General features: G+C 42.4%; 15 protein-coding genes. 7 read left to right on the top strand and 8 right to left on the bottom strand.

What is annotated here, in order from left to right:
• The first annotated feature begins 6 nt into the window (after positions 1–6).
• From BM739_RS14710 to BM739_RS14685, 5 genes are all read left to right on the top strand, one after another.
• On the top strand, positions 7–1,518 hold the full coding sequence (locus tag BM739_RS14710; RefSeq protein ID WP_076541928.1) for a YdiU family protein: 1,512 nt from the start codon (positions 7–9) through the stop codon (positions 1,516–1,518).
• Positions 1,519–1,565: 47 nt separating this feature from the next.
• Positions 1,566–1,889, top strand: coding sequence for a DUF3630 family protein (locus tag BM739_RS14705; RefSeq protein ID WP_076541926.1), 324 nt, complete (start codon positions 1,566–1,568; stop codon positions 1,887–1,889).
• Positions 1,882–2,994, top strand: a complete 1,113-nt coding sequence (locus BM739_RS14700) for a serine/threonine protein kinase (RefSeq protein WP_083698182.1) — start codon at positions 1,882–1,884, stop codon at positions 2,992–2,994. Before BM739_RS14705 ends, BM739_RS14700 begins: the two co-directional genes overlap by 8 nt.
• 150 nt (positions 2,995–3,144) lie before the next feature.
• Positions 3,145–3,759: a thiol:disulfide interchange protein DsbA/DsbL gene (locus BM739_RS14695; protein WP_076541924.1), complete on the top strand. Its 615-nt coding sequence runs from the start codon at positions 3,145–3,147 to the stop codon at positions 3,757–3,759.
• 340 nt (positions 3,760–4,099) lie between these two features.
• Positions 4,100–4,312, top strand: a complete 213-nt coding sequence (locus BM739_RS14685) for a DUF1107 domain-containing protein (RefSeq protein WP_076541920.1) — start codon at positions 4,100–4,102, stop codon at positions 4,310–4,312.
• On the opposite strand, the gene zapB is transcribed toward BM739_RS14685, so the two are convergent.
• Positions 4,309–4,509, bottom strand: a complete 201-nt coding sequence (zapB, locus tag BM739_RS14680; RefSeq protein WP_055026159.1) for a cell division protein ZapB — start codon at positions 4,507–4,509, stop codon at positions 4,309–4,311. The two genes, BM739_RS14685 and zapB, sit on opposite strands and share 4 nt — an antisense overlap.
• A 359-nt stretch (positions 4,510–4,868) precedes the next feature.
• Between zapB and BM739_RS14675 the strand changes: the two genes are divergently transcribed.
• On the top strand, positions 4,869–5,960 hold the full coding sequence (locus BM739_RS14675; protein WP_076541918.1) for a branched-chain amino acid aminotransferase: 1,092 nt from the start codon (positions 4,869–4,871) through the stop codon (positions 5,958–5,960).
• A gap of 104 nt (positions 5,961–6,064) precedes the next feature.
• Here the strand turns inward: BM739_RS14675 and BM739_RS14670 are convergent, their stop codons facing one another.
• The 7 genes from BM739_RS14670 to ilvY all read right to left on the bottom strand — a co-directional run bounded on the left by BM739_RS14670 (position 6,065) and on the right by ilvY (position 17,862).
• Positions 6,065–10,519: an EAL domain-containing protein gene (locus tag BM739_RS14670; protein ID WP_083698181.1), complete on the bottom strand. Its 4,455-nt coding sequence runs from the start codon at positions 10,517–10,519 to the stop codon at positions 6,065–6,067.
• A 382-nt stretch (positions 10,520–10,901) separates the two neighbouring features.
• On the bottom strand, positions 10,902–11,828 hold the full coding sequence (locus tag BM739_RS14665; protein ID WP_076541914.1) for an acyltransferase: 927 nt from the start codon (positions 11,826–11,828) through the stop codon (positions 10,902–10,904).
• Positions 11,829–11,843: 15 nt separating this feature from the next.
• A complete protein-coding gene (locus BM739_RS14660) occupies positions 11,844–12,731 on the bottom strand; it encodes an acyltransferase (RefSeq protein ID WP_076541913.1) in 888 nt (295 codons plus the stop codon).
• A 127-nt stretch (positions 12,732–12,858) separates the two neighbouring features.
• Complete coding sequence (locus tag BM739_RS14655) at positions 12,859–14,379, bottom strand: YifB family Mg chelatase-like AAA ATPase (RefSeq protein ID WP_076541912.1); 1,521 nt, start codon at positions 14,377–14,379, stop codon at positions 12,859–12,861.
• A 137-nt stretch (positions 14,380–14,516) separates the two neighbouring features.
• Positions 14,517–15,530, bottom strand: a complete 1,014-nt coding sequence (locus BM739_RS14650) for a M48 family metallopeptidase (RefSeq protein ID WP_076541910.1) — start codon at positions 15,528–15,530, stop codon at positions 14,517–14,519.
• Positions 15,531–15,561: 31 nt separating this feature from the next.
• Entirely contained in the window at positions 15,562–16,773 is a 1,212-nt protein-coding gene (locus BM739_RS14645; protein WP_076541908.1) for a YjgN family protein, read from the bottom strand.
• 216 nt (positions 16,774–16,989) lie between these two features.
• On the bottom strand, positions 16,990–17,862 hold the full coding sequence (gene ilvY, locus BM739_RS14640) for an HTH-type transcriptional activator IlvY (RefSeq protein ID WP_076541906.1): 873 nt from the start codon (positions 17,860–17,862) through the stop codon (positions 16,990–16,992).
• A 213-nt stretch (positions 17,863–18,075) separates the two neighbouring features.
• On the opposite strand from ilvY, the gene ilvC reads away from it, so the two are divergent.
• Positions 18,076–19,557 carry a ketol-acid reductoisomerase gene (ilvC, locus tag BM739_RS14635; RefSeq protein WP_076541904.1) on the top strand — a complete coding sequence of 494 codons (1,482 nt, stop codon included), beginning with the start codon at positions 18,076–18,078 and terminating at the stop codon, positions 19,555–19,557.
• Positions 19,558–19,647: the final 90 nt, after the last annotated feature.

The raw sequence follows: 19,647 nt of genomic DNA, 5'->3' as shown, positions 1-19,647 counted from the left end.
GGTTAAATGCAGTTTAAACAGGATTATTTTGAACAACTGGAAGGCTTTTATTCGCAGGTCTATCCACTGCCTATCAGTCAACCCCATTGGCTGGCTTGGAGTGATGATGCCGCCAAATTAATTGGCGCGCAAAGAGGCCAACTTAACGCCCAAGGCGATGATGAATTACTGATGCAACTGTCAGGTAATCACCCTATGCCAGGGGCAAGTTACTATGCGCAAGTATACAGTGGCCATCAATTTGGTGGTTATAGCCCACGATTAGGGGACGGGCGCTCGATTATTCTCGGCGAAGCGCTGGCAAACCCTCAGCCCACAAGTGTACCTCATGGTCATGCCACCGCTTGGGATGTGGCCTTAAAAGGGGCTGGGCCGACGCCTTATTCTCGCAGTGGTGATGGTCGTGCGGTTATGCGCTCTGCGGTAAGGGAGTTTTTAGCATCCGAGGCCTTGGCGGCATTATCGATTCCGACCACCCGAGCATTAGCGGTGATTGGCTCTGACTTACCGGTATGGCGTGAATCACAAGAAACTGCGGCGATTACGGTGCGTTTAGCCAAAAGTCATATTCGTTTTGGTCACTTTGAGTATTTTTGCCATAGCGGCCAAGGTGGTAAAGATAAGCTAATTCAGTTATTAAACTTCACCATTAAGCAGCATTATCCGCATTTAAGCCAAGATTACCAAGGCTACAAAGCTTGGTTTACCCAAGTGGTAAAAGACACCGCCATGTTAATTGCTCATTGGCAGGCGGCAGGCTTTGCTCATGGGGTACTTAATACCGATAACATGTCGATTTTGGGCGACAGCTTTGACTTTGGTCCTTTTGCCTTTTTAGATACTTTTAAAGAAGACTTTATTTGTAATCACTCCGATCCCCAGGGCCGTTATGCCTTTGGTCAGCAACCTGGCATTGGCCTGTGGAACCTGCAACGTTTAGCCCAAGCATTAACCCCCGTCATTGAGTCAGATGATTTAGTGGCTGCGCTGAATACTTATCAAGCTGAGTTAGTGCAGCAATATTTACTGCTCATGCGCGCTAAAATGGGTTTGAGTGTCAGTGAGCAAACAGCGGTGCAGGCCCAAGAGCAAGATAAAACCGACTTAGATCTCATTGGCCGATTTTGCCATGTGTTACAACATAATTTATTGGACTACACCAATAGTTTCAGGGCGTTTGGCCAGTTAGACGTAACCAGTGGCCACGCCAATATTAGTGATGAGATAATCGATAGACCCCAATTTGACGACTGGTATAAAAGCTATCAGCAGCGGGTTGGAAAGCTTGATGATATTGATCAATGGCAAGCACAGCGTAATAGTGTGAATCCCAAGTATATTTTACGCAACTACTTAGCCCAAGAAGCCATAGTAGCGGTGGAAGAAGGCGATAAAAGTAAACTGCTAGAACTGCATACTCTGTTAACTCAGCCCTATGCTGAGCAACCAGAGTTAGACCATTATGCCAATAGGCCGCCCCAATGGGGACAAGGCTTAATCATGTCTTGTAGTAGCTAGTAAGTCATAGTAACAAGGTATTTAAGCAACTTATTTAAAGGAACATCATGTTATTGCGTTCGGTGCAATTAGATAAAGCCTCGCTGAGCATTTTAATTTCAGCAGAAATAGATTTTGAGCAATTTGAAGCGTTTGCCGAGCCATTAGCCTTGGCCATGGATTGTGATATTCGCGATCGTTCATGGGGCGCAGATAGACACCAATGGCAGCTTAATTTTGAAGGCAGTCAGCTGTGGCTTAACTATGAGTTTTACGGCGATATTTGTTGGATATCAACGGAAGTAGAAGCCGATCTTGAAGTGCTAGAATATTTAATCACCTTGCTACAACCGCTGATCACTGCCAATGCGGTAAAGGATACACATGAATAATGACAATGCTGACAACGACTATCTAGATAATGATGAAGATATCGATAGTCAGGAAAAGTCGGGTAATGTAATAGAAGCGCAATCAAATCTTAACGATATCGCGCCCAAGGCCAGTGCTGACGAGGCTTGCTTTCATTATCAAGCCTTAACGCCTGATTTAATTCTCGATGCCATTGAGAGTGTTAACATCTATCCTGAAACGGGGTTACTGGCGTTAAATAGTTACGAAAATCGGGTGTATCAATTTCGCTGCGATCGCGGTAATCGTTATGTGGTGAAGTTTTATCGCCCCCATCGCTGGAGTAATGCTCAAATTCAAGAGGAGCATGATTACGCGCTCGCGTTAGCTGCTGAAGATATTCCCATTGCAGTACCTGTGATTGTTGAGGGTAAAACCTTGCATGAATTTAAAGGTTATCGTTTTACTTTATTTCCCTCTATTGGTGGCCGCGCATTTGAGGTGGACAACCTTGATCAACTTGAAGCTGTTGGTCGCTTTATTGGCCGGATACATCAATATGCCAGTAAAGAGCGCTTTCAATATCGTGAGCCATTAACCTGCCAAATTTTAGGGGATGATGCGCTGCAATATTTACAGCAGTCAGGGCAAGTGCCCGAGGCCATTAGTCAGCAGTTTTTCACTGTAACGCAGCAAGTGCTGGCCAAGGCTAAGTCGGCATTGGCGCAGCATCAATTTCCGACATTACGGCTCCATGGTGATTTACATCCGGGCAATATTTTATGGACCCCAGAGGGCCCAGGTTTTGTTGACTTAGATGATGCTCGGCAAGGGCCCGCCATCCAAGATATCTGGATGATGCTCACTGGTGACAGAGCCCTGCGGTTATTACAGTTAGATGTGTTACTTGAAGGCTATGAGGAGTTTTGTGATTTTGACCACAAGCAACTTAAGCTAATAGAGCCGCTGCGGGCATTGAGAATGATCCATTACAACGCTTGGCTAACAAAACGTTGGCAAGATCCTGCTTTTCCAAGGAACTTTCCATGGTTTGGTGATATCAAATACTGGGAACAACAAACATTAGCGTTTAAAGAGCAACTTTCAGCGCTGGATGAAGAGCCATTAAGCTTGATGAGTTTTTAATTTAGCGATTGGCAAACCATAACGTAGATTGTTACAAATGATCCTGATAAGGTCTTGAGCATAAGAGATAATCTACATTATTATAGATTTAGATAAATTAGCGTTAACTATGCTACGGCATAATTGAGATTGCATACTAAAGGAAACAAGATGAAAAAAGCATTATTAATGGCTGCAGCGTTACTATTAGCCCCAATGGCGGCAACCGCTGCAGACTATAAAGAAGGTGTGCACTACACTGTGATTAACGAAGGCCCAGCCACATCTAAGCCTGAAATTACCGAGTTTTTCTCATTCTTTTGCGGGCATTGTTACAACTTCTCAAAAACAGTAGTACCAAAAATTGAAGCAACCCTTCCAGAAGGTGTGGCTTTTAATCAGGCACACGTTGAGTTTATTGGCGCAGAAATGGGCGTAGAAATGTCACGTGCTTTCGCTATTGCTCATCAGCTTAATGTTGAAAAGAAAGTTGAACCAGCTATTTTTGCTGCAATCCATGACAAAAAGCAACGCTTCACCAACTTAAATGATATCCGTATGGTGTTTATTGCTAACGGTGTTGACGGTAAAGATTTTGATGCCGCAGCTAAGTCTTTCATGGTGAATGCGAAAATGTCTAAAATGAAGCGTGATACTCAGAATGCAAAAATTTCTGGTGTACCTTCGTTAGTGGTTAACGGTAAATACCGTGTTGAGACAGGTGCGATTAAGTCTTACGATGAGCTATTAGACATCGCTTATTACTTAGCGACAGCTGACAAGTAACATGAGGGTTTAACCTCCCAAGTGACAAAAGGAGCCAATGGCTCCTTTTTTGTATCTTTAGTTTATTAGTGGCTGAAAAAGAGCAAAAAAAAACCGCAGGTTTTAAAATTTGCATTTTAAAACAGTGCGGTGTTGAGCCAATTGGCTCGTTATTTACCCTGAGTAACCAAATTACTTTAGCAAAGCGTCAAAAAAATGGCAAGCGTCATTTTACTAACTTATTACAGTTTGTTTACATTGAGTTATTTAAAGCGGGAAAAGATCGATTTTAACGAAACTCTTTCGCGGTTTTTTTGTCCAACCTTGAGTCATAAAATGAAACATATCCAAAGGAGTCTCCATGAGAAGGTTTCCGGTATATGCACCTAAACTCATCGTTAAACATGCGCGAATTTTTTTAACTGGGGTGATTTGGGTAAAAGACTTAGGGTGTTTAGAATTTAGAAAGGGGCGTTTTTTAATGCCGAAAAAAAGCCTGCCAAAAGTAAAGCAGGCTGTTTCTGAGCTTAACCAAATGTTAGCTGCTCAGCATCTTGAAACTAACACAGTTTAGCTTTCGCTATTGAGCAAGCCTACAAGGCCATTCACTTTATCGTTCCAAGAGTTTAGGTCTTGTTGCAATTGCTGATTAGTCTCAGTCAATTGAGCATTCTTTTGCTTCTCTTCTTCAAGCTCCATTTTTAGTAGCTCTGCATTTTCAAGAGTTGCCTGGATTTTGGCTTCCAGTTGGGACAGTAATTCAAGGCTCATATCGGGAGTCCTAATAGTTTCTGGATGGAATGCTGATTCTAGCAGCGACTGGGGTTTAAGGAATAGCCAAATTCGTTAAGTGGTTAAAAAAAGAACGACTTTGGCTACTATTTTGTAAGCTTTGCTCATCTGTCAGTGTGAGTGGCTTGTTTTAAGCTAAAAAGCGCCACACCCTGTGCTTTTTCAGTGAAATGATAAAACTTTATTTGTTGCGGTTTACCATGCTTTAACGGCCAACTTTATAGTTTTAATTATTGTGAACTTCTATTGACGCTTAATTTTGCTCCACTTTATCCATTTGCTTGACATTACATCTGATGATTCATAGTCTGCTAGCATTGTTTTCAAGGTGGTAGCAAATGGACATCAAATATAATTTAAAAGCGGCATCGTCACGTCGTACTGAGCAGTTTAAACCCGAAGGCAATGTAGGCTTTGGTAATCTCAGAACCGATCATATGTTTTTAATGGATTACCGCGATGGCCAGTGGTGTGACCCTCGTATTGAACCTTATGCGCCGTTTGAAATGGCTCCGGGCGCCATTGCGCTTCATTATGGCCAGTCCATCTTTGAAGGTGCTAAAGCGTTTAAGCATGACGATGGTGAAATCTACACCTTTAGACTGGATAAGAACGCCCAACGTTTAAATACCTCTGCTGATATCTTATGTATTCCTAACCTTGATGAAGACATTCAACTGCAAGCCATTAATGCGCTTATTGATGTCGATAGACTGTGGTTTCCAATGCAAGATGGCGCATGTTTATATATTCGGCCCTTTATTTTTGCTACCGAAGATCGTTTATCAGTGAGCCCAAGCTTGAACTTTACTTTCTGCGTGATCTTAAGCCCAAGTGGTGCTTATTACGCTGATGGGGTGAATAAAGCGATTCGATTACTGATCAGTAAAAAATTCCACCGCGCGGTATCAGGCGGTACCGGGGCATCTAAAGCGGCCGGTAATTACGCAGCATCGTTAAGAGCGGGGCAAGCCGCAGCTGAATATGGCGCTGCCCAAGTGTTATATCTTGATGCGAACAATAAGCAGATTGAAGAAGTGGGCGCAATGAACCACTTTCATATCCTTAAAGATGGCACTGTGATTATCCCGACGTTTACGGACACTATTTTAAAGTCCATTACCTCGCAATCTATGCTTGAAATTGGCCATTTATTAGGATGTGAAGTGCGCCAAGAAACCATTATGCTGGACAAATTCATCGCAGATATCGAAGCCGGTGAAATTGTTGAAGCAGGCGGATTTGGTACTGCTGCAGTGGTGTCGCCAGTGGGGTCATATATCTTTGAAGATGGCCGCATTGTGACGGTTGGTGATGGTGAAGTAGGCCCTTGTATCAAACGTATTTATCAAATCTTTACCCAACTGCAAAATGGCGAGCTTGAAGGGCCTGAGGGCTGGGTTAAGCGTGTTGAGCGTGTCGCGCCATAGCTAAGCTGTATAAATTCAGACATTAAACAAGGCTCATTTGAGCCTTTTTTATTGCTTGGCGTACAGGGTTTAGCTGTGTCGATTGTTATTGAATCGCTTTAACGCTATGCCAGTTTTGCCTGCTGGTTATCTAATCTTAGCCTTGCTAAACAGTCCTCTGCAGTCAGTGGTTTACTGAGTAAAAAGCCCTGCACTTGATCGCAGCCTTCATGCTTTAAGAAGTCAAATTGCGCCTCTGTTTCAACGCCTTCTGCCACGACATTGAGTTCAAGACTGTGGGCCAGAGTAATAATGGCGCTGGTAATAGCGGCATCATCAGGATCATCAATAATATCGCGGACAAATTCTCTATCAACTTTTAAGGTATCGATAGGGAAGCGCTTTAAGTAACTTAAGCTTGAGTAACCGGTGCCAAAATCATCAATGGCAATGGTAAGCCCTAGGGCTTTTAGCTGGGCTAATACGGTGACTGAGTCTTGGGGGTTACCCATGATCATCGACTCTGTCAGCTCTAACTCCAGCGCGCTGGCGGGTAACCCTGATACCGCAAGGGCCACTTCAATGGTGGAAATAATATCGGCTTTAAGTTGTCTTGCTGACAAGTTGACTGCCACAGAAATATGCTCAAAGCCCTGTTGATGCCAGTCAGCTAATTGATTACAGGCCTGATCAATGGCCCAATGACCAATGCCATTAATCATCCCAGTTTCTTCCGCTAACGGAATAAACTCCACTGGCGAGATAAACCCAAGGGTTTTACTTTCCCAGCGCAGTAAGGCTTCAACGCCAATAATGCGCTTGGTTTTAATATCAAACTTGGGCTGATATACCAGATACATTTCATTATTTTGAATCGCCTGTTTAAGGCCTGCTTCTAGCTCTACATGACGGGTGGCATACTGGTTTAAATCTTCGGTGTAAAACTGGAAGTTATTACGTCCTAAAGATTTAGCATGGTACATGGCAGTATCAGCGTATTTAATTAATGAGGTACTGTCGCTGGCATCATTAGGATACAAACTAATGCCGATAGAAGGCGATACGGTAATATTTTTATCATCTAATAAGAAGGGACTTTTAAAGGCGTTTAATACTTTTTCTGCCACAACCGCTGCAGATTTTATTTTGCTGAGCCCTTCAAGAATAATGGTAAATTCATCGCCACCGAGACGAGCAACAGTGTCGCCATCGCGCACCGAGTTTTGCAATCGAATTGCCACTGCTTTTAATAATAAATCTCCCACATGATGACCCATGGAGTCATTAATGTGTTTAAAGCGGTCTAAGTCCAAAAAGAATAACGCCACAATATCTTTAGAGCGATGGGCTTTGGTGATCGCCTGATTAAGCCTGTCTTGAAATAAAGTGCGGTTTGGCAAGCCGGTGAGCGGATCGAAATTGGCTAATATGCGTAAGTCTTCTTCGGCTTTTTTACGGGAGGTGATATCAGTAAACACCGCGACAAAGTGGCTGGTTTCACCTTTAGTATCGATGACCTGATTAATCTCCAGCCACGCCAAAATGCCTTTTTTATCTTTAGTACGAATATTGATTTCGCCAGCCCAATGCTTTTTCCTTAACAGTTGTAATTCCACATTATGATAAAAGGCGCGCGACTGTTTGCCGTAAGCTAAATACAGAAAATGTTTGCCTGCAATGGCTTCAGGTTCAAAACCGGTAATACGACTAAACGCAGGGTTTACTGTGCGGACTCGATAATCCAGTTCACCTACCACTACGGCCTCGTTCATACTGTGTAGTACTTGGCTTGAGAGTTTTAACTCATTTTCAGTTGCTTTTCTGACGGTGATATCTTTATGGGTACCGGCCATACGAACCGGTTTATCTTGCTGGTCCCATTCAACAACTTTGCCGCGATCCATTAACCATATCCATTTGCCGGGTTGCTGCTCAACTCGGTACTCAGCTTCAAAAAACTCGTCTTTAGCGGCTAAATGGTCATTGATAAGTTGGGCTACCCTCGCTTTATCTTCTGGGTGGATATTGGTGATCAAGGCATGATCGTCTTCAGCGACCGGTTGAGAGGGGACAATATTGGTACGGTAAACTTTGTTGTCGCGGATATTCCAGTCCCACATACCATCGCCTGAGGCCCATAACGCCAGTTTAAGGCGCTCTTCTGAGGCGCGAATACTGATTTCAAACTCACGCTGCTTTTCGCGCTTTAATTGCTTTAAATAAATAAAAAATGTCAGCAACAACATGATGGCGATACCATAAATTACATAAGCGCCTTTGCTTAGGTAAAATGGCGGCACCACAGTAAATTTGATACTAAAAGGCGGCTCTGTGTAGGGGTTATCATTGAGGGTCGAGCGCACTAACAGTTCAAACTTTTTCGGCGGTAAATTACTAAAACTGATGTCATTTGATTGATTTAACTCAACCCAATCATCATTGTGACCGACTAATTTGTAACTCAGTTGCTGTAACCCTGGATAATTAAAATTCAGGGTACTGACAGTAAAACCAATGGTTTTATCAGAGTAAGGTATTTGTAATAACGCTGGCTGCTGTAGATCTAGCAATGGAAAATGCTGCTGACCTAAATGATAACTGGTTAAGGCGATTTTTGTCGCAGGCCTTTTGGCAGGTACCAATTGTGGGTTAAATTGATTTATGCCATTAACGCCGCCAAACCACAGCTGGCCATCATTATCGTTAAATTTAACCCCGCCGTTAAACTCCGCAGCTTGCACGCCATCAAATGGATTGAAGAATATATACTCTAAATTAGCCGATACTCTGGCGATACCAGAATTGGTGCTCAGCCACAGGTTTTGAGCATCGTCTTCTAACATGGCATAAACCGTGTGCTGCTTTAACGGTTCACTTAAGGGCTCAAATTGCAGTTGGTTATCAGTGGTTTCGATAACTTTATCGACGCCACTATGGGTTGCCATTAATAAATCACCAGCGGCCGTGACAACAAAATCTCGAATACGATTATCACTGAGTGTGGTGGTGTCGGCTGCTTGGCGACTTTTGAGAATGAGTTCTTGTGTGTCAGGTTTTAGTCTGACTAAGCCTGCCATTGTGCCGAGCCACAGGCTGTTGTTATGGTAAGTAAGGGACAATATTGGGCGCTTACTTGGGACAAACTCAGTCTGGAAATCAAAATTGTACTGATGAATAACCTCTTCACCAGGTAATACAAAATATAAACCGTAGTTACTGGCAATCCACAGTCGGCCGCTATCATCTTGGGCGAATTTACGGATCAACAGCGAGTCTGAAGCGCCATTATCAGCTAAAGGCACAAATGACAGCTGCTGATCAGGCGTTAATTGTGCAAGCCCGTGATTAGTACCAAACCACAGATTACCCTCTGGGGTTTGGGTGATGGCATGTACAGTTAACGGGTATTCTGTTTCATGTACATTAAGGGCCTGAGCAAACAGGTCGTTGTAGTAATAAAAACGACCTTGCTGCTCATCAAATAGTTTTAAGCCAGCGCTTTCTGTGCCAATCCACAAACGCTGCTGATCATCACGAAAAATCGCTCGGATCATATTGGCCATTTGAGGCTTGCTCGGATGCAGTTCGTAAATATGGTTAAAATACACTTGATTGAGGTTAAGCTTATTAATGCCTGAGTAGCGAGTGCCTAACCATAGGTTACCGTCATCTGCGAGCGTGATACTTTGCAGATTATCTTCGCTAATAGATTGGCGACTATTGGGATCGTATTTATGGATGCGGCTGCGCCATGTATCGCCAATTAAATCCAATTGAATTAACCCAGCGTTTGCGCCAATGGCCCATATTTGTTTATCACCATTAATGACAAAGTCTTTTATTTGATTGTATTTTTTAGTTTGGTTATTGGTCCAAATTGTGGTTTGTTCGCCGCTAATCAGATCGTAGCGGATCAGTTGATTGCTAATTGCTAACCACACAGCGCTGTTATCATGACTGGTTTTTATACTATTGACCCGCAGATTGGATGGAATATCTAAGCGGATAATATTGTTGCTATCAATGGCGTAAGTGCCACTGGCTTGGGTGCCAACAAAAATATATTTGTCATCGATATTGGCGACACTGGTGATATGAGGATCGATAGTGTTATTTAAGCTTATTTTTGCTATTTCATTGCTATGCAGTGATAGGGTGAATAAACCTGATTGAGTCCCTATCCACAAACTATCATCAATTAAGGTGAGTTTAGTTAGCTTTAACTCTGTTAACCCTTGGGCAAGCCCATAATGAGTAAATTCACCATTACTGAGGTTTAAGCGGCTAAGTCCTTGGGAAAGGGTTGCCACCCATAAGTCACTAGCAGATGATTGCAATATATCGGTAATGTAATTGCCAGCAATACTGCTGGGATCATTACTGTCGTTAACAAACACATCAAATTGAATGCCGTTATAACTGTGTAAGCCATCTTGGGTGCCAACCCATAACATGCCTGAGCTGTCTTTGAGCAGTTTAGTGACAGAGTTTTGATTTAAGTCGTTAGAGGCTTCAAATTGTTCAAACGATAACAGGTGATTGTCATTAAGTGGGCTAATTGCATAAACAGAAGCTGACATTGAGGCGAAGAACACCAAAATGCATAAGCATGTTTTCAAGGCTAAGGAAAAACGTAAATTCAATCTGCACCTGTAATAATTATAATGGGTAAAGAATGATGCCAAATAGCATATTGTTATTTAATATCTAACTTACAAACATGCTTGCAACAGGGCGTATTACTAGTTTATTTGTATGTTTTGCCAGCGATTTAAAGTTTTTTGTTGTTGAATTATAACCATATTACGCCAGCAATATAGTTTTTTTCAAATTACATTTCAGTTTGCTGATTTTGTGCTTGTTGTGAACCTGTTGTTGGCTTAACTGTTTTGATGAAGCTTGTTGGTTTAAAAACAAAAAACACGCAATTAAGCGTGTTTTTTAGGCTGAGTTTAAACAGTACTATTTGGGCGTAGATGTGTCATTAAGGTATTTTTTATAAATACCATCTAACTGCTGATCTTTCTCGAACCAAACTTGGTTTAACCACCGCTGAAATTCAACTCGGGTTTCAGGATTAGAGAAATAATCTTCAGCATCCACTTTAGGTACTGGCATTTGCTCAATTCTGACCACAATCTTTTTTACACGCCCAGACATGACCTCATACAAAGCGCCTTTTTCTATGTCAGCATCAGGATAAGCTAAGGTCATGTTAAGTAACCCAGTAAATTGCTCGCCCATTGCTGAAAGGGTAAAGGCAATGCCGCCAGCCTTTGGCCTTAACAAATGTTTATAAGGCGACTGTTGGCGCTTGTGTTTATCAGCAGTAAAACGGCTGCCTTCAACATAATTAATAATTGAGGTTGGGAAATGCTTAAATTTTTCACATGCCTTACGGGTAGTTTGTAAATCTTTACCCTTAAGTTTTGGGTTTTTCTTGAGCTTAGCTGGACTAGTTCGGTTCATGAACGGCATATCTAATGCCCAGCAGCCTAAGCCTAAAAAGGGCACAAAGATAAGCTCTTTTTTAAGAAAAAACTTCAGCATAGGAATATGGTTACGCAAGATATAGGTTTGCGCTGCAATATCAAAGCCACTGACATGGTTACTGATCAACAAATACCAGCCGCGTTCATCCAAGCCTTCAAGCCCCTCAATATCCCACTCTATTTTAGCAATAAGAAATAAAATACCGCCATTACAGCTTGCCCATGCCCACATAAAGCGGTTCATTAAGCGAGTGAGCGCGTTTCTTGCTGCAACAACAGGAATGAACAGCTTAATGATGCCACCAATACTAATGAGACCAGCCCATAGTGTGGTATTGATGATCAATAAACTGCTACTAATAAAAAAGATGACTGGACCTGGTAAAAAACCTAGCATGTAGCTAAATACCTCTTATTTGTTTTCTTCAGCCATAATGCTGATTTTTTTGTCTTTTTCTTGCCAAAGTTGATTTAACTGAGACTGAAAATCAATTTTAAACTGCCTATCGTTACTATAGTCACCTTTTAAGGTCGCAGGGATATCAGAGACCTTAATATCGACATAGACCTCAGTTAATTCGCCGCAAATATACTCCCAGTAGCTTGGCACTTTATTAGGGTAGTGAATCGTGACATTAACTAGCTTGTTGATGTGTTCACCCATAGCATCTAAGGCAAAGGCCATTCCGCCGGCTCTGGGCTTTAACAAGTGCTGAAAAGGCGAAGCTTGCTTTTGGTGCTTTTGCGGATGAAAACGGGTGCCTTCGACGAAATTCATCACGCTGACAGGCTTATGCTTAAATTTGTTGCACGACTTGCGGGTTATCTCAATGTCTTTACCCTTTAGTTTAGGGTTCTTTTTTAGTTGCGCAGTAGAATAGCGGCGCATAAAGGGGAAGTCTAATGCCCACCAAGCAAGCCCTAATATGGGGACAAATATAAGCTCTTGTTTTAAAAAGAACTTTAAAAATGGGATCTTACGATTAAATACACGCTGAAGTACTAAAATGTCGACCCATGACTGGTGGTTAGCTATCACCATGTACCATTCTTTTTCCGAAAACTGATCATCGCCGCTCAGTTTTATGGTCACGGGATGAAAAATAGCTTCGATAACACCATTAACACTGATCCACGCACTGGCACAGTTATCTAAAATATAACTGCATATTTTACGAATAACATTAATGGGTAATAGTTTGAAAATACTAAAAATTAGAATGGGTGTAACCCAGACGATCGTATTTATGACATAGCAAATAAATGCTATAGATCCTTTAATTTTTGCTAACAGCGGCATCTAGCTCTCCTGTAAATGGAAGCTTATGTTACTCCGTGATAGCCTTCGGCTCAATCCACTGAACAATAATATCGCAACTTTTTGTGATTTTTTAGGTAATCACCTGATATTTTAATGTGTTAGCTATTTATTGTTGGCTCAAACGATTCATCAACCTGTCCATTGCCCTATAGCCAAGTGCTTGGGCTATATGCCTTCTTTCGGTGGTTTCAGACTGTTGCAAGTCTGCAATGGTGCGTGACACCCGCTGAATTCGATGGAAACTTCTGACGGATAAGCCCAATTGTTGAATACTTTGTTCGAGAAACTCTAAATCACTTTGGCTCATGGCTAAGTGTTGTTTCAATTGGGTTGGGCTTAACTCGCAATTAATCACGCCTGCACGGCTGAGTTGTTTTTCTCGCGCTAGCTGCACTCGCCTCGCTATGGATTGGCTGCTTTCGCCTGTTTCTTGGGTTTGAGTTAAAGTGCCTGCAGGCAGTTTTGGGACTTCGATGGTTAAATCAAAGCGATCTAAAAATGGCCCTGATAAACGGGATAAGTAACGTTGAATTTGCTCAGGGGTTGCGCGGGAGTTTTCAACATCGCCACAAGGGCTAGGATTCATCGCCGCGATGAGTTGAAATCGGCTTGAGAAAGTCACTTTAGCGGCAGCCCGCGAGATCACAACTTCACCAGACTCCATTGGCTCACGCAGGCAATCTAATACTTTGCGCGGAAACTCAGCGATTTCATCAAGAAATAAGATGCCCCTATGGGCTAGGGAGATTTCCCCAGGTTTTGGCACGCTGCCACCGCCCACTAAGGATATTGATGAGCAAGTATGATGGGGCGCTCTAAAAGGGCGTTCAAGAAAAGCGTGGGGTTTAATATTAAGCCCTGCCACCGAATGAATTGCAGCAACATCAATGGCCTCTTCATAGGTAAGCTTAGGCAGTAATGGAATTATCCGATTGGCCAACATGCTTTTACCTGTCCCGGGCGGGCCAATAAACAGCGTGTTGTGACCACCTGCTGCAGCGATTTCAAGCCCTTTTTTGGCTTGATATTGACCAATTACTTCGCTGAGGCAGAGTACGTTTTCAGCTAAGGGCTCTTCAAACCACTCTAATTGTTGGTCAACCAGCGGTAACTTTGCTTGGCCGTGCATAAAGGCGGCGAGGTTTTGTAAATGGGCAACCAAGTGAGTTTGCGGGTAACCCACTAACTCAGCCTCATGGCGATTTTCTAAAGGAATGAATAACTCATGCTGCTGATTTTTAGCGGCAATAATTGCTGGCAGAATTCCAATGCAGGGCCTAACTTGCCCTGACAAGGCTAGCTCACCAATAAACTCACATTGAGCTAGCTGAGCATTAGGAATTTGCCCGGAGGCCGCCAAAATACCAATGGCGATAGGTAAATCATAACGGCCACCTTGCTTGGGTAAATCAGCTGGCGCCAAATTTACCGTTATGCGCTGCATGGGGAATTCAAAACCAGCGTTTATTAAGGCGCTGCGAACCCGCTCTCTGGCTTCTTTTACTGAGGTCTCTGGTAATCCCACTAAATTAAACGCAGGCAAACCGTTACTGAGGTGTACTTCGACAGTGACTTTAGGGGCTTCAACGCCACAACAGGCGCGGGTGTTTACACAGGCAATAGCCATTAACAAATCCTTTTGTTTTGTGTGCTGGAATTTAGTAACTATTTAGTTAGTTTCAAAGCTAACTAAGTGTAGCAGCTAGAAAAATAGCTGCTACTAAACTTAAATAGTAGATAAAGGGTAGCACTGTTAGGGATTGCTTATTGCTTTAGTGTTTTGATTCTTTCTTCAATATTAGGGTGAGTGCTGGCCCAATCGGGTATATCGAGATCATGTTCAGCTTGTAATAAAAGATATAATTCGACTATCGAGTCAGTACTTTGATACCAAGTTTTGAGTTGCATTGCTGCAAATTGGTCAGCTTCGCGTTCATGATCTCGTGAGTAAGTTAAGCTAGTACCTAAAACGGTAACACTCACTAGCATGTCTGAAATACCGCTAGCATCACCAACGATAAATGCAGCAGCCACAGATAAAATAGAGGATTGAATTAAGTTAGTAAGCACATGGCGATGCTGCACATGGCCAAGTTCATGCAAAATGACGGCTTCTAGTTGCTGATCATTGCTAGCTAGTTTGACCATCGCATCAGTGAGAATGATATGCCCATCAGCTAACGCAAAGGCATTTGCACCATCCTTACTTTGATAAAAAAGTAATTTGGGTTCATGGGGAAATACAATTTGTTGCTGCTGTAGTTTTTTTAAAGCGTGTTCAAACAGTTGCAGCAACTCAGTCTGCCTTTGTTCTGTTAATTCACTTTCAGCAAAGCCCATCGATTCGATTAAACTAAAAGTTTGTTCGCCGACTTCTTGAACAACAGTATCAGGAAGAATTTGAGCAATAGCTTTAGATGCTGCAGGAACGCCATAAACGATGCTGGAATACAGCATCGCTAATGACACAAGGGTAGCGATGAAAATCAGACCAAGATTTTTTTCTAGCTGAGCAATTAAGCTAGTTTTCGTATGTACTGCCAACCATTGATTTAGCTGTGTAGGTTCAGACGATACAAAAACGTGTCCGCTAGCAAAGGTGATATTACGAGCTAAATTACCAATAGCATCAGTAACCGAGGTTTGATCAAGTTGAAATTGGCCACTGTGGATTTCTGAAGCTAAAGTCAGCATGCCATTTTTACCCAGCACTAATGATGCTGGGTATTTGGTGGCTTGTTTAGGGGCAAGAATATGCCCACTTACTTGTTGTATCACGATTTAATTCCGCTTTACATTGCTGGCGCGATTAAACGATACCAATATTAATATCAAAGGCATCAGCGACTTCATCCGCAATTGCTGCAGAGCTTTCTTGATTATGGTCTTGGGCGCTAAATTGTGCCAAATCACCCTCAATAGCGGTGACATCAGCTAAATACTTCGCCATACGTACATCGGCCCAAGCTTTGCCCAGACCAAAAGTGAACATAATAATTAATAGATTGGTAGCCACTAAAAACAGATAACTTGGAGTTTTCATTGTTGATGCAACTTGTAAGTCATCATTAAGTTTAGTTTGGCCGAAAACGTAATTTCTTACCCGCACTTGCACGTAAGCTGCAATTAACATCGACACAATAAACATACCAAAATAACCAGCGAATATGATGCCCATCATTGCAGCATTGTTTTGTAAGGCTTCTTCAGAAGCGCCACTTTGAATTAATTCGACGATTGAGCCCATAAATCCAAGTCCAAATGCCACTAATGAAAAAGCAAATGATACCCCAAAAAATAGCCCTAACGCAGTGACCGCAATTTTTACGTATTCGCGTATTTCGAGGGTTGCAGCAAAGGCTTTGTCGCCATAGCGATACCCATTAACTAAGTATTGAGCAACACTTGCGCTTACCCAGCCGTAGCAATAAATAGCAGCGATAAAAAAGAATACGACACCTGCAGTAATGGCAACTCCCATGACGACAGGATCATCAGAAATGAGTTTTCCCGCAAAGCCAAAACCAAAGGCGCCAGCAAAAATAACCAAATATGCAGCAAGTGGCTTTATTAGTAAGTTAATGTATGCGCCGCTATATGAACCTGCAAAATCGAAGCGTACATTACGAAAACGAGTCATTCGAGCATCAAAACGGGCGTTTCTAACCGCAAGAAAAGGGATTGCTAGCATGAGTAATACGCCTAACGCAATTGCGACAAGTGGCATAATACCGCTGAGTATTGACCAAGTCATCAGAAGAACAACAGCGATAATCCTGCCAATGAGAATTTGCATTAGCTTAGCTAAATATTCAAATCTATCGCCACCAAGCTCAGTGTTACCGTAAAAATAATTATTAGTGCGTACTTTGGCCCAAGCAGAATAAATTCCCAGTGTCACTATGGTGAGCAATATATTGACTATCCAAATACCAAAGAATTCGCTGCCAATGCCGTGAAATTTAAATGGGGTTGAGGTTGTTGCTGTACTGCCTTGTGTTGATGAGTCTAGTTGGCTCATGTTAATTTCCTTCCTTTGAAATAAGAACCATATTAGAAAGGTAAGTTGTTAAAAAATTAACAAGATTTTGAATGTTAGATGTTATTTTAGTTTGTAAAAGGAGAAGAACCGTAAATCTTTGGGATTAGATTTAAGTTGTTCATAAGCGTAATGATATCAATCTGTAGTATCGACACCGCAAAGGTATATCACTGCAGTAATGGCTAATGTGAGTAACTAAATTACCTCTAAAAACGCTTTCAGAATGGGCTCTTGAGTGCGTTTTTCTTTGCAGCAACAACCTAATTGAAAGGGGGCGATATCTTGTGGTGATTCAAGCCGCTGTAAGCGTTCTCGCACTGGGCTATTTTCGACTACCACATCAGGACTAATACTGACGCCACAGCCCAAGGCTACCATGGAGGTTATGGCTTCTTGGCCAGAGACTTGCGCATAAATATTGGGCTTGAAGCCCATAGCTTTAAACCAATTATCAGCGCGGCGTCTGCCGGGCCCATGGTCGGGAACAATAAAAGGCAGCTGCGCCCAGTCTATGGGTTGTTGCTTAATCATGCTTTGGGCTTGGCATTTTATGGTGGGCGCATATAGATGCAGCGGCACTTGGCCTATTTCTTCAAAATGTAAGCTCGAAGGCAATGAATCAGGTAAGGCGATAATGGCAACATCGGCGCGGTTATGTTGGATCTCTGCTACTGCATTAGCCGCATCCCCCGTATTCAAAGTAATTTCCACATGGGGATGTTCACGTCTAAAGCGGTCAAGCAATGCAGGTAGGTGACTGTAAGCGGCGGTGACTGAGCAATATAAGTTGATACGACCGTGAAGTAAGGGCTGCTCAGGGTCGATGCGGCTTTTCAAACTTAACCACTCAGCTAAGGTGTGTTCGGCAAATTGCTTAAATTCATTGCCCGCATGGGTAATGCTGACACTGCGATTGTCTCTTTCAAACAATTTACAACCCACTTCTTCTTCAAGACGCTGCAATGCGCGGCTTAATGTTGACGGGCTCACATGGGTTTGCTGGGCTGTTTTGCCAAAATGCAAACTATCACATAAGTGTAAATACAGTTTTAACGCACGAATATCCATGTTGTAGCCTTAATAAAATCAGTGTCTTGAAATCAATTTGTTCAGATATGCGGGATATATTAATAACGTTGCAAAAAGTGAAACGTAGTGTGCCGAATATATCATTTTGAGCAATTATGAGCTTACGCTATAGTGATCTTAATCACAACTTCTGGAGAGTTTGGCTGCCAGAATGGAGTGTCTCAAATTTCTGAATTAAAGGTGGTATCTCAGATGGCTAACTATTTTAACTCTCTGAATTTACGTCAACAATTAGCTCAATTAGCACAATGCCGCTTTATGGATCGTACTGAGTTTAGCGACGGTTGTAGTTTTATTAAAGATTGGAATATCGTGATCTTAGGTTGTGGGGCACAAGGCCTAAACCAAGGTCTGAATATGCGTGACTCAGGCTTAAACATCTCTTTTGCATTACGTCCTCAAGCGATTGCAGAAAAGCGCGCATCATGGAAGCAAGCAACTGATAACGGTTTTACAGTGGGTACTTTCGAAGAGCTTGTTCCTGATGCTGATTTAGTGCTTAACCTAACGCCTGATAAACAGCATTCAAATGTTGTTAATGCAGTAATGCCATTGATGAAAGAAGGTGCCACATTATCTTACTCTCACGGTTTTAATATCGTTGAAGAAGGTATGCAGGTTCGTTCTGATATCACCGTGGTGATGGTTGCGCCTAAGTGTCCAGGTACTGAAGTACGTGAAGAATACAAACGTGGTTTTGGTGTGCCAACACTGATTGCGGTTCACCCTGAAAATGACCCGAAAGGTGATGGCCTTGCCATTGCTAAAGCTTATGCAAGTGCAACTGGTGGCGACCGAGCGGGTGTTTTATTGTCATCATTCATTGCAGAAGTTAAGTCTGACTTAATGGGCGAGCAAACAATCCTTTGTGGCATGTTGCAAACCGGCGCCATTCTTGGTTATGAAAAAATGGTCGCTGATGGTGTTGAGCCAGGTTATGCAAGTAAGTTAATTCAGCAAGGATGGGAAACTGTCACTGAAGCACTTAAGCATGGCGGCATCACTAACATGATGGATCGTTTATCAAACCCTGCCAAAGTGAAGGCGTTTGAAGTTGCTGAAGAGTTGAAAGAAATTCTTCAACCATTATTTGAAAAGCACATGGATGACATTATTAGTGGTGAGTTCTCTCGCACTATGATGGCAGATTGGGCCAATGACGATGCAAACTTACTTCGTTGGAGAGCTGAAACCAACGAAACAGCATTCGAAAATTCACCAGTATCAGATGAACACATCGATGAGCAAACGTATTTTGACCAAGGTATCTTCTTAGTTGCCATGATCAAAGCTGGTGTAGAGTTAGCGTTCGATACCATGGTTGCAGCAGGTATTATTGAAGAGTCAGCTTATTACGAGTCACTACATGAAACGCCTTTGATTGCTAACACCATTGCACGCAAACGTTTATATGAAATGAACGTAGTTATTTCAGATACTGCTGAATACGGTTGTTACTTGTTTAACCATGCAGCAGTGCCGCTATTACGTGACTACGTAAAAGCAATGTCACCAGAGTTATTAGGTGCTGGTTTAGCTGCGGGTTCAAATAGCGTTGATAACAAGCGCTTAATTGAAGTGAATGAAGCGATTCGTCATACCGATGTTGAGTTTATCGGTGCAGAATTACGCGGTTACATGACTGATATGAAAGGTATTGTTGAAGCTAACTAATTTTTGTTGATTGTGTTGTGAAGTACCTGTTCAGCTACGTTTTCGGGCAGGCATCAAACTTTTGTAAAGTTAAAACTTGCATAAAGTAGA

It is taken from the genome of Shewanella sp. UCD-KL21, from assembly GCF_001957135.1.
In the GTDB taxonomy this organism is placed as follows: domain Bacteria; phylum Pseudomonadota; class Gammaproteobacteria; order Enterobacterales; family Shewanellaceae; genus Shewanella.
This window is presented reverse-complemented; position numbering and strand designations above follow the sequence as displayed.

What these genes read in the sequence shown, in the direction of transcription:
- BM739_RS14710 (WP_076541928.1), top strand. Translation starts at nt 7, where the DNA reads ATGCAGTTTAAACAGGATTATTTTGAACAACTGGAAGGCTTTTATTCG.
- BM739_RS14705 (WP_076541926.1), top strand. Translation starts at nt 1,566, where the DNA reads ATGTTATTGCGTTCGGTGCAATTAGATAAAGCCTCGCTGAGCATTTTA.
- BM739_RS14700 (WP_083698182.1), top strand. Translation starts at nt 1,882, where the DNA reads ATGAATAATGACAATGCTGACAACGACTATCTAGATAATGATGAAGAT.
- BM739_RS14695 (WP_076541924.1), top strand. Translation starts at nt 3,145, where the DNA reads ATGAAAAAAGCATTATTAATGGCTGCAGCGTTACTATTAGCCCCAATG.
- BM739_RS14685 (WP_076541920.1), top strand. Translation starts at nt 4,100, where the DNA reads ATGAGAAGGTTTCCGGTATATGCACCTAAACTCATCGTTAAACATGCG.
- zapB (WP_055026159.1), bottom strand. Translation starts at nt 4,509, where the DNA reads ATGAGCCTTGAATTACTGTCCCAACTGGAAGCCAAAATCCAGGCAACT.
- BM739_RS14675 (WP_076541918.1), top strand. Translation starts at nt 4,869, where the DNA reads ATGGACATCAAATATAATTTAAAAGCGGCATCGTCACGTCGTACTGAG.
- BM739_RS14670 (WP_083698181.1), bottom strand. Translation starts at nt 10,519, where the DNA reads ATGTCAGCTTCTGTTTATGCAATTAGCCCACTTAATGACAATCACCTG.
- BM739_RS14665 (WP_076541914.1), bottom strand. Translation starts at nt 11,828, where the DNA reads ATGCTAGGTTTTTTACCAGGTCCAGTCATCTTTTTTATTAGTAGCAGT.
- BM739_RS14660 (WP_076541913.1), bottom strand. Translation starts at nt 12,731, where the DNA reads ATGCCGCTGTTAGCAAAAATTAAAGGATCTATAGCATTTATTTGCTAT.
- BM739_RS14655 (WP_076541912.1), bottom strand. Translation starts at nt 14,379, where the DNA reads ATGGCTATTGCCTGTGTAAACACCCGCGCCTGTTGTGGCGTTGAAGCC.
- BM739_RS14645 (WP_076541908.1), bottom strand. Translation starts at nt 16,773, where the DNA reads ATGAGCCAACTAGACTCATCAACACAAGGCAGTACAGCAACAACCTCA.
- ilvY (WP_076541906.1), bottom strand. Translation starts at nt 17,862, where the DNA reads ATGGATATTCGTGCGTTAAAACTGTATTTACACTTATGTGATAGTTTG.
- ilvC (WP_076541904.1), top strand. Translation starts at nt 18,076, where the DNA reads ATGGCTAACTATTTTAACTCTCTGAATTTACGTCAACAATTAGCTCAA.